Genomic DNA, 10,434 nt, shown 5'->3' on the forward strand with positions numbered 1-10,434 from the left:
GGCGTCGCCCTCGTGGAAGCCCTCGGGTCCCCCGGCCCGGAGCTCCTCGACCTGGTGCGGCTCGGTCGCCACGGTGAGGGTGCCGGTGGGCTCGTACTCCGCATCGATGCCGTGGCGCTCGAGGGTGGCCACGAACTCCTCCACGTTCTCGTCGGCGAGGCGGTGCAGCTGCTCGAGCTCGCCGCCGAAGTGCCGCTCGCCGTTCTCCTCGCCGTGGGTGAGGCTCGCCTCGAAGAAGCCGCCGTTGCGGCCGCTCGCCGCCCAGGCGATCTCGGCGGCCTCGATCAGCACGACCGAGCGCGCGGGGTCGGCCTCCTTCGCCATGAGCGCCGCCCACAGCCCCGAGTAGCCGCCGCCCACCACGAGGAGATCCGCGGCGTGCGCTCCCTTCATCGGGGGTTCGGCGGCGGGCCGATCGGGGCTGTCGAGCCAGAACGGCGTCGACGACGCACCCTCGAGCGAGCGGCGGATGCGCTCCGCCGGGTTGCGGCGCTCGTGGCTGTAGGTGGGTGGCACCGGTGTGGACATCGTTCCCCTGTCGCCGTGGCTTCGGGCTGCACGGTCTGCGGTCTGCGCTGTTGCGCGGTCTGCGGTCTGCGGTCTGCGGTCCGCAGGCCTGGCATCCACTCTGCCACCTCCGCGGGGCCGGGAGGTCGCGCCGGTTCTCCACAGCAGGCCGGCCTGCATCGGCTCTGCACAGATCCCTGATCATTCCGCCGGGCGAATGCGCGGCCGGGCAGGATGGGAGCATGACCACCCCCGAGCAGAGCCCCTACGCCGACCGACCGTGGCTCGCCGCCTACGCCGAGGGCGTGCCCCACGAGATCGACGAGCCGAGCGAGACGCTGCCCGAGATGATCGCGGCGAGCGTCACGCGCTACGACAAGGCGACAGCCCTGGAGTTCTTCGGCGCCACCACGAGCTACCGCGAGCTCGGCGAGCAGATCGAGCGCGCCGCCGAGGGCCTCCGCCGCCTCGGGGTGGGTCACGGCGACCGGGTGGCCATCGTGCTGCCCAACTGCCCGCAGCACGTCGTGGCGTTCTACGCGGCGCTCCGGCTCGGCGCCATCGTGATCGAGCACAACCCGCTCTACACGGCGCGCGAGCTCCGGCACCAGTTCGAAGACCACGGCGCGCAGGTCGCGATCGTCTGGGACAAGGCGTTCGACACCGTCGCGGAGTTCCCCTCCGACGTGGCGCTCGAGCACATCGTGAGCGTCGACATCACGACCGCACTCCCGCTCGGCAAGCGGATGGCGCTGCGGCTGCCGATCCCCAAGGCCCGCACCGCGCGGGCCCAGCTCACGAGCACGCCGCGGGCGCGGCATCCGCTCACCTGGGAGAAGCTCCTCGACCACCGGCGGCTCTCGCGGAAGGTCGCCGCGCCGGCGCTCGACGACATCGCGCTGCTGCAGTACACGAGCGGCACCACCGGCTCCCCGAAGGGCGCCATCCTCACCCACGCCAACCTGCGGGCCAACGCCATGCAGGGGCGGGCCTGGGTGCCGGGGCTCCGTGAGGGCGGCGGCCGGGGCGGCGCGCAGGAGACCTTCTACGGCGTGCTCCCCCTCTTCCACGCCTACGGCATGACGCTGTGCCTCACGTTCGCCATGAGCATCGGGGCCAAGCTCGTGCTCTTCCCCAAGTTCGATCTCGGGCTCGTCACCGATGCGGCGCGCACGAGTCCGCCCACGTTCCTGCCCGCGGTGCCGCCCATCTACGACCAGCTGGCGCGGGCGGCCTCGCAGGGCAGCATCGACCTGTCGACCGTGCGGTTCGCCATCTCGGGCGCCATGAGCCTACCTGTGGCCACGGTCACGCGCTGGGAGGAGGCGACGGGCGGCCTGCTCGTCGAGGGCTACGGCATGACCGAGACCTCGCCCGTGGCGCTCGGCAACCCCATCGGCCCCTCCCGACGACCGGGCACGGTGGGGGTGCCGTTCCCGAGCACCGAGATCCGCGTGGTCGATCCCGACGACCCGGCGGTCGACCGGCCGTTCGGCGAGGCCGGGGAGCTGCTCATCCGGGGCCCGCAGGTGTTCCAGGGCTATTGGGGCCGGCCGGGCGACACGGCGGCGGCGCTGCTCGACGGCGGGTGGCTCCGCACGGGCGACATCGCTTCGGTCTCGGCCGACGGGTTCGTCACGATCGTCGACCGGCTGAAGGAGCTCATCATCACGGGCGGCTTCAACGTGTCGCCGAGCGAGGTGGAGGATGCTCTCGCGTCGCACCCCGATGTCGAGGCGGCCGCCGTGGTGGCGCTGCCGCGCGCATCCGGCGGTGAAGACGTGGCGGCGGCCGTGGTGCTGAAGTCCGGCGCTTCGCTCGACGTGGATGCTCTTCGCGACTACTGCCGCACGCGTCTCGCGGCGTACAAGGTGCCGCGCCGCATCGTGGCGGTCGACGACCTCCCGCGCTCGCTCATCGGCAAGGTCCTCCGCAAGCAGGTCCGCGAGCGCCTCCTCGCCGAGCTCTGAGGCGGCGTAGCGTGGTGGGCATGGCCAGACAGTGGATCGCACGCGACTTCGGAGATCTCGATGTGTTCGAGGAGGTGGAGGTCGAGGTGCTGGCACCCGGGCCCGGCGAGGTCACGATCGAGGTGCGGGCGGCCGGCATGAACCCCGCCGACTTCAAGCACGTGGCCTCCGGGACCGACCGGAGCCTCCTGCCCGTGGCGGTCGGCTACGAGATCGCGGGGGTCATCACGGCGGTGGGTCCCGACACCGAGATCGCGTCGGGCGGGGGTGCCGTCGGCGACGAGGTGCTCGCGTTCCGCATCAAGGGCGGCTACTCGTCTGCTCGCACCGTCCCGGCGAAGGACGTGTTCGCCAAGCCCGCGACCGTGCCGTTCGAGCAGGCCGCTAACCTCCTGCTCGCGGGGGCGACCGCCGCCGAGATGCTCGACGTCACCGGGGTGAAGGCGGGCGACACCGTGCTCGTGCACGGCGCATCCGGATCGGTGGGGGTCAGCATCCTGCAGCAGGCGCGCCTCATCGGCGGCGTGCGCGTGATCGGCACGGCGAGCGAGCAGAACGCCGACGTCGTGCGAGGGTTCGGCGGCGAGCCCGTTGCCTACGGCGAGGGGCTCGAGGCGCGCGTGCGCGAGCTCGCACCCGAAGGCATCGCCGCGGCGCTGGACTGCGTGGGCACCGACGAGGCCGTCGACACCTCGCTCGCGCTCGTGCCCGACCGCGACCGCATCGTCACGATCGCCGCGTTCGGCCGCGCGAAGGACGCCGGCATCCGGGCCATCGCGGGTGCGATGCCCGCGAGCGCGGTGTTCCGCGACGCCGTGCGCCAGCACCTGATCGACCTCGCCGGCCGCGGCGACCTCGTGGTGCCGATCGCGCGCACCTACCCGCTCGACGACGCCCGCGCCGCCCTCGAGGAGCTCGCCGGCCAGCACCCAGGCGGCAAGCTCGCGCTCATCCCCTGACGTCGCGCCGCGCCACTCAGACCCGCCCCAACCCGATCACGCTCGATCCGCGGACTTCGCCAAACCTCCTGCCCTCCGAGCTGTATGAACGCCCGATAGCACGCAGACGTGGCGAAGTCCGCCGTCAGGCGCGGTCTCGGTCGCTGCCGTCAGGCGCGGTTGCGGAGGCGGTCGTCGCGGAACTCGTCGCAGGTCTCGGTGCCCGCCGCGATGCGCTCCTCGCGCTGGCGCAGCTCCACGCGGCGGATCTTGCCCGAGATCGTCTTCGGCAGCTCGAAGAACTCCACCCGCCGCACCCGCTGGAACGGCGCGAGCGCCTCCCGGGCGAACAGCAGGATCGACTCGGCCGTCGCCGCATCCGGAGCATGACCGGCCGCGAGCGCGATGTACGCCTTCGGCACGGCCAGCCGCAGCTCGTCCGGCGCCGGCACGATCGCCGCCTCCACCACGGCCGGGTGCTCGATCAGCACGCTCTCGAGCTCGAACGGGCTGATCTTGTAGTCCGAGGCTTTGAACACGTCGTCGGTGCGGCCGATGTAGGTGAGGTAGCCGTCGGCGTCGCGCGACGCGAGGTCACCCGTGTGGAAGCGCCCACCGACGGTCGCCTCGGCGTTCCGCTCCTCGTCGGCCACGTAGCCCGTCATCAGGTTGAGTGGCCGCGATCCCGCCAGGTCGAGGCAGATCTCACCCTCGTCGGTGTGCTCCCCCGTGAGCGGATCGACGAGCACCACCGGGCACCCCGGCAGCGGCCGCCCCATCGAGCCGTCCGTGATCGTCTGCCCCGGCGAGTTCGCCACGATCGCCGTCATCTCGGTCTGGCCGTAGCCGTCACGGATGTCGAGCCCCCACTGCCGCCGCACCTGCCCGATCACCTCGGGGTTCAGCGGCTCCCCGGCCGAGACGAGCTCGCGGAGCGCCCCGCGACCCTCGCCCGCCGTGAGGTCGCTCTGGATGAGCATCCGCCACACCGTCGGCGGCGCGCAGAAGGAGGTGACGCCATCGGTGCGGAGGGTCGTGAGCATGCGCTCGGGGTCGAACCGGGTGTAGTTCGACACGAAGATCGTGGCCTCGGCGATCCACGGTGCGAAGAAGCAGCTCCAGGCGTGCTTCGCCCACCCCGGCGAGCTGATGGCGAGGTGCACGTCGCCCGGCCGGAGCCCCAGCCAGTACATCGTGCTGAGGTGCCCCACCGGGTACGACACCTGGGTGTGCTCCACGAGCTTCGGCCGCGAGGTGGTGCCCGACGTGAAGTAGTGCAGCAGCGCATCCCCGGGCGCGGTCCCCGGGTGCCCCAGCGGCCCCACCTCCCCCACGAAAGCCTCCTCATAGACTCCCCACTCCCGCCCCTCCCCCGAGACGTCACTTCTCACGCTAACGCGGGCATCTTCGTGTGGAAAGTGACGGTTCGGCTGAACGCGGATGCCGGCGAAGGGGGCGGTGACCTGGTCGAACTTGGGGGTGTCGGCGGCCGCCGCGATCACGAAGCGCACACGGCCGCGCTCGAGGCGGTTCTGCAGCTCGTCGCCGCCGAAGGCGACCGTGGTGGGCAGGATGACCGCGCCGATCTTGATGAGCGCGAGCATCGACTCCCAGAGCTCCACCTGATTGCCGAGCATCAGCATGACCGCGTCGCCCTTCGAGACGCCGAGGTCGCGGAGCCACGTGCCGAGCTGGTCGGAGCGGGTGGCCATCTCGTCGAAGGAGCGCGTGGTGCGCGATCCGTCCTCCTCCACGATCACGAGGGCGGGCGCATCGTTGCCGCGGGCGATCGCGTCGAACCAGTCGATGCCCCAGTTGAAGACCGGGCCGATGGCGGGCCAGGCGAAGCCGGCGGCGGCCTCCACCGGATGCTCGCGGAGCCGGATCAGCCTGTCCCGCACCGAGCGGATGGCCTCGGTGACGGCGGCGGGAGCGGGGTTCTGGGCCGTGGCGGCGGTGCCTGTCATGGATCGTGCTTCCTCGTGGCGGGTGTCTGTCGACCCTACCCGGCTGAGCATCCGGAGCAGCCGTGCCCCCGCACGCGATCCGCTCCATAGATCCACTGCACCAGGTCATTACCGGTAATTACAGGCGTAAACTGAGAGGCACAGATCGCCGGGTGAACCGCACCCGACCCCGTCGAAAGGTCAGTCCGTGAACCGCTTCACCGATCGTGTCGTCCTCATCACCGGCGGAGGCTCCGGCCTCGGCCGCGCCACCGCCGTGCGCCTCGCCGAGGAGGGCGCGACCCTCTCGCTCGTCGACGTCTCGGAGGCGGGTCTCGCCGCCACCGTCGAGGCCGTCTCCGCCGCCGCCCGCGAGGCGAAGGTGCTCACCCTCGTGGCCGACGTCTCCAAGGAGGAGGACGTCGACCGCTACGTCTCCGAGACCCTCGCCGCCTTCGGCCGCATCGACGGCTTCTTCAACAACGCCGGCATCGAGGGCCGCCAGAACCTCACCGAGGACTTCACCTCCGTCGAGTTCGAGAAGGTCATCGCCATCAACCTCAGCGGCGTCTTCCTCGGGCTCGAGAAGGTGCTGAAGGTCATGCGCGAGCAGGGCTCGGGCATGATCGTGAACACCGCGAGCGTCGGCGGCATCCGCGGCGTCGGCAACCAGTCCGGCTACGCCGCCGCGAAGCACGGCGTCGTGGGCCTCACCCGCAACTCCGCGGTCGAGTACGGCCAGTTCGGCATCCGGATCAACGCCATCGCCCCCGGCGCCATCTGGACCCCCATGGTCGAGAACTCCATGAAGCAGCTCGACCCGGAGAACCCGCGCGCCGCCGCCGAGCAGTTCATCCAGGCGAACCCCACGAAGCGCTACGGAGAGGCCCCCGAGATCGCCGCCGTGGTCGCGTTCCTCCTCAGCGACGACGCGAGCTACATCAACGCGGCCGTCGTGCCCATCGACGGCGGTCAGTCGTACAAGTACTGAGAGTGCCGGGCGGGCCGGGCGCCGCGCGAGTAGGTTCTGGCTCGACGGGGAGATGCCTTCCCCACGAGCAGGAGACACCATGAGCGACGAGAAGCAGCCCGGCACCGACGGCCCCAACCTGGGCGACGACGGGACCATCCCGAACTCCGAGAACGGTATCGCGGTGGGTCACGACCCCGACGGATCGCACTTCAACCCGGAGGAGGAGGCCGGCGACGCCGCCGGCGAGACTTCCGACGCCTGAACCTCGGCGCAGCGCCGGTCGGCGTGGACAACGACAAACGTCGCGGCTATCGACCGCGAATGGGGCCCGGATGCCGCGACGTTTGTCGTTGTCCGCGCCGAAGAGGCTCAGGGCAGGATGAGCGCCGGTTCCGTGGGCTCGCCGGCACAGGATGCGTCGAGCAGTCCGACCTCGGCGACTCCAGCAGACCCGTGAGCCGGCAGCGTCACCGTGGTGACACCGCAGTTGGGGTAGCCCGGAGCCACCCGCGCTCCCGGTGCGAGGAGCGGCACGAGCGACTGCAGCACCGCACCGTGGGTGACCACGAGCACGTCGCCCGAGCCCACCGCCAGGAGCGTCGCGACCGCACGGCGGAGCCGCTCCCCCACCTCCGCCGACGACTCGGCGAGACCGGAGGGGTCGCTGGCCGCGACGGCGTCGAGCACGGCATCGGGGCCGTCGGCGGTCAGCTCGTCCCAGTGCCCGGCCGTGCCGTAGGTGTAGCCGTGGGCCTCGAACAGCGGACCCCACAGCGCCGGGTTGGGCTGGCCCTCCCAGCCGCCGAAGTTCCATTCGCGGAGATCCGGCGTGTACACGGGCTCGAGCTGCGGATGCCCCGCGAGGGCCGCGACCGCCGTCATGCGGGTGCGCGTGAGATCGCTCGCGAAGGCCGCCACGAGCGGCACCTCGCGGAAGCGCTCACCGAGCGCCTCGATCTGCCGGAGCCCCCGCGGCGTGAGCGGCGAGTCGCACCAGCCCTGCAGCTGATGCCGCACGTTGAAGAGCGTCTCGGCGTGCCGCACGAGGTGCAGCCGCAGAGCAGGCGCGGAGGCGGACGCGGATCCGGAAACGGGTGCAGGCGCGGAGGCGGCCCCCGTCACTCGGCGTCGAGGTCCGAGGCGAGCAGCGCCGCGAGCTCGTCGGCCACGCGCGCCTCCTCGTCGCCGGTCACCTCGAGCGTGACCTCCTCGCCCTGCGCGATGCCGAGCGACATCACGCTGAGCAGGCTCGCGGCATTGATCGTCTTGTCCTTCGCGGTGAGCTGCACGGCGTGGCCGGAACCGGCGGCGGCCTTCACGAAGAGGGCGGCGGGGCGGGCGTGGAGGCCGGTGCGGGATCCGATGGTGGTGGTGCGGGTGGTCATGGTCGTCCTTCGTCGAGGGTCGGTGGTCAGAGGGGTCGGTGATCAGAGGGGGTGGTGGATGGGGGGCGCGGAGTGTCAGAGACTCAGGCTCAGGCGTCGAGCACCCGGGCGATGTGCAGCGCGAGGAACGCGATCTCCTCGTTCGGCAGCCGCTCGCCGTACTGCTGCTGCACGAGCGTGCGCACACGCTCCGCGGCCCCGACGGCCGCCGGGTAGCGCGCGCTGAGGCTCGTGAAGAGGAAGTCGTCGGGGCTCGTGGCGAGCGTGCCGTCGAAGAAGCGCCGCGCGAAGTACTGCAGGTGCGCCACGAACCGCGCGCCGTGCAGGTCGTTCCCATCGGCGTCGGAACCGTGCAGCTGCACCCCGGTGGAGTGCGTCACGATCGAGGCCACCTGGCTCACGAGCGTCACGATCCGGAGCGAGTCGACCCCGGTGCTGCCGGCGTCGGCGTTCGCGAGGTGGAAGGCGATGTTCGCCGCCTCCTCCTCGGGCAGCTCGACGCCGAGCCGCGACCGCAGCAGCGCGACCCCGCGCACGCCGATGGCGTACTGCCGCGGGTAGATCGCGCGCACCTCCCAGGCGAGCCGGTTCACGGTCACGAGCCCCTTGCGCTGCCGCTCCACGGCGAAGCCGAGGTGATCGGTGAGCGAGAGGTAGATGTGCGGGTCGAGCTCGAGGCCTTCCGCGGAGGCCAGGTCGACGATCGAGCGGGTCACCTCCACGATCTCGCCCGGGATCTGCGTGAGCAGCTCCACGAGGTTCCGCTGGTCGCTGTCGGGGAGCGACACGAAGACCTGGTTGGCGTCATCCGGAGCCACGATCTCGCCCGGCTTCCGGCCGTAGCCGATGCCCTTGCCGAGCACCACGAGCTCGGTGCCGTTCTCGTCGACCGCGAGCACGACGCTCGAGTTGAGCACCTTCTTGATGGTCTGCACGGGCACCTCCTCTCGCGTGTCGACTCGAACAGCGACGCTCACGACAGGTCGGCTCCGTTGGAGGCGATCACCTTCTGGTACCAGAAGAACGAGTCCTTGCGCCGACGCTCCATTGTCCCATTGCCCAGATCGTCCATGTCGACGTGGATGAAGCCGTAGCGCTTGGTGATCTGCGAGGTCGAGGCGCTGATGAAGTCGATCGGCGACCAGCTCGTGTAGCCGAGCAGGTCCACGCCCTCGTCGACGGCGCGGATCATCTCCTCGAAGTGCGCGCGGAAGTAGTCGATCCGGTACGGGTCGTGGATGCGGCCCTCCGCCGTGACCTCGTCGCGCATGCCGAGCCCGTTCTCCACGATGAAGAGGGGCTTGTTGTAGCGGTCGTAGAGGTCGATCAGCGAGATGCGGAGGCCCACGGGGTCGATCTGCCAGCCCCACTCGCTCGAGGGCAGGAACGGGTTCTTGACGCCCAGGATCGTGTTGCCCGGCGTGCGCTCGGCCTCCGGGTTCACCGACTCGGTCATCGACATGTAGTAGCTGAACGAGATGTAGTCGACCGGATGCGCGGCGAGCAGCTCGGCGTCGCCCTCCTCGAACGGGATCGTGACGCCCTGCCGCGCGAGCAGGTTGAGCGCGAGCCGCGGGTAGGCGCCGTCGGCCTGCACGTCGGTGCAGAGGTAGAGCAGGCGCTCCTTCTCCTGGGTCGCGGCCACGTCGTCGGGGTGGCAGGTGTTCGGGTAGGTGGTCAGCATGGTGAGCATGCAGCCCATCTGCGACTCTGGGAACATCTCGTGCAGGAGCTTCGTGGCCGCCGCCGACGCCACGAACTGGTGGTGCAGTGCGGTGTAGCAGGCCTGCTCGAGGCCGCTCTCGCCGTTCGCGAGCGGCGGCACGGTCTCCTCGATGATGCCGCCCGAGGTGAAGGGGTGGCGGATGATGCCGTCGATCTCGTTGAAGCTCAGCCAGTAGGTGATGAGGTGGCCGAAGCGCTCGTAGCAGGTGCGCACGAAGCGCTCGAAGAGGGGCAGGATGCTGCGGTCGACCCAGGCGTTGTTCTTCAGCGCGAGGTGCAGCGGCGGGTCGTAGTGCGCGAGGGTCACGAGCGGCTCGATGCCGAGGCGCCGCATCTCCTCGAAGAGCCCGAGGTAGAAGGCGATGCCCTCCTCGTTGGGCTCGAGCTCCTCGCCCGTGGGGTAGAGGCGGGTCCAGGCGATCGACACGCGCAGCACCGTGAAGCCCATCTCGGCGAACAGCGCGAGATCCTCGGGATAGCGGTGGTAGAAGTCGATGCCTCGGCGCTTGGGATAGTAGGTGAGCTCGTCCGGGTCGTCCATCGCGGCACGGATGCTCTCCACGGTGTTCACGTGGTGGATCGCGTACTGCTTCGGGTCGGCGTTCGGCTTGAAGGTGTTGACGTCGGTGACCGCGGGCCCGCGGCCGCCCTCCTTCCAGGCGCCTTCTGCTTGGTTGGCGGCGAGTGCGCCGCCCCAGAGGAATCCGTCAGGCAGTGCCACCGGTGAGCTCCTTCTCCTTGATCGTGGCGAACGGTTCGCCGGTCGTGATGTCTCCGGCCGCCGGCACCTCGACCGTGAACCGGTCGGAGTTGGTGACGACGACGGGGGTGGTGAGGTCGTAGCCGGCGACGCGGATGGCGTCGAGGTCGGCCTCGATCACGAGCTGGCCCGCCTCGACGCGGTCGCCCTGGGCGACGTGCACGGTGAAGGGCGCTCCGGCGAGCTTGACGGTGTCGATGCCGACGTGCACGAGCACCTCGACGCCCTCG

At 70.7% G+C, this 10,434-nt stretch carries 11 protein-coding genes; 4 read left to right on the forward strand and 7 right to left on the reverse strand.

Going from position 1 to position 10,434, the window contains the following annotated elements; translation table 11 throughout:
- On the reverse strand, positions 1 to 528 hold a 528-nt coding region (locus Q0D57_RS10975; RefSeq protein ID WP_291043174.1), incomplete at its 3' end, for an FAD-dependent oxidoreductase.
- A gap of 221 nt (positions 529 to 749) precedes the next feature.
- On the opposite strand from Q0D57_RS10975, the gene Q0D57_RS10980 reads away from it, so the two are divergent.
- Positions 750 to 2,477, forward strand: coding sequence for a long-chain-fatty-acid--CoA ligase (locus Q0D57_RS10980; RefSeq protein WP_291043177.1), 1,728 nt, complete (start codon positions 750 to 752; stop codon positions 2,475 to 2,477).
- 20 nt (positions 2,478 to 2,497) lie between these two features.
- Positions 2,498 to 3,436 (forward strand): NADP-dependent oxidoreductase, encoded by a 939-nt coding sequence (locus Q0D57_RS10985; RefSeq protein ID WP_291043180.1) that lies wholly within the window; start codon positions 2,498 to 2,500, stop codon positions 3,434 to 3,436.
- A 149-nt stretch (positions 3,437 to 3,585) separates the two neighbouring features.
- Here Q0D57_RS10985 and Q0D57_RS10990 read toward each other — a convergent pair whose 3' ends face one another.
- Entirely contained in the window at positions 3,586 to 5,382 is a 1,797-nt protein-coding gene (locus Q0D57_RS10990; RefSeq protein ID WP_291043183.1) for an AMP-binding protein, read from the reverse strand.
- A 187-nt stretch (positions 5,383 to 5,569) separates the two neighbouring features.
- On the opposite strand from Q0D57_RS10990, the gene Q0D57_RS10995 reads away from it, so the two are divergent.
- Complete coding sequence (locus tag Q0D57_RS10995; RefSeq protein WP_291043186.1) at positions 5,570 to 6,352, forward strand: glucose 1-dehydrogenase; 783 nt, start codon at positions 5,570 to 5,572, stop codon at positions 6,350 to 6,352.
- Positions 6,353 to 6,431: 79 nt separating this feature from the next.
- Positions 6,432 to 6,596 (forward strand): hypothetical protein, encoded by a 165-nt coding sequence (locus Q0D57_RS11000; protein WP_291043187.1) that lies wholly within the window; start codon positions 6,432 to 6,434, stop codon positions 6,594 to 6,596.
- 107 nt (positions 6,597 to 6,703) lie between these two features.
- On the opposite strand, the gene Q0D57_RS11005 is transcribed toward Q0D57_RS11000, so the two are convergent.
- The 5 genes from Q0D57_RS11005 to Q0D57_RS11025 form a co-directional block, all read right to left on the reverse strand.
- Positions 6,704 to 7,456, reverse strand: coding sequence for a histidine phosphatase family protein (locus tag Q0D57_RS11005; RefSeq protein WP_291043190.1), 753 nt, complete (start codon positions 7,454 to 7,456; stop codon positions 6,704 to 6,706).
- A complete protein-coding gene (locus Q0D57_RS11010) occupies positions 7,453 to 7,719 on the reverse strand; it encodes an HPr family phosphocarrier protein (protein ID WP_291043193.1) in 267 nt (88 codons plus the stop codon). The genes Q0D57_RS11005 and Q0D57_RS11010 overlap by 4 nt, the downstream gene beginning before the upstream one ends.
- Positions 7,720 to 7,808: 89 nt before the next feature.
- On the reverse strand, positions 7,809 to 8,654 hold the full coding sequence (locus Q0D57_RS11015) for a PRD domain-containing protein (RefSeq protein WP_291043196.1): 846 nt from the start codon (positions 8,652 to 8,654) through the stop codon (positions 7,809 to 7,811).
- 38 nt (positions 8,655 to 8,692) lie between these two features.
- Entirely contained in the window at positions 8,693 to 10,165 is a 1,473-nt protein-coding gene (locus tag Q0D57_RS11020) for a family 1 glycosylhydrolase (protein WP_291043199.1), read from the reverse strand.
- Positions 10,152 to 10,434, reverse strand: a 283-nt coding sequence (locus tag Q0D57_RS11025) for a PTS glucose transporter subunit IIA (protein WP_291043202.1), incomplete at its 5' end; no start/stop codon positions are given. The genes Q0D57_RS11025 and Q0D57_RS11020, both read right to left, overlap by 14 nt.

It is taken from the genome of Herbiconiux sp., from assembly GCF_023264895.1.
Classification (GTDB): Bacteria; Actinomycetota; Actinomycetes; order Actinomycetales; family Microbacteriaceae; genus Herbiconiux.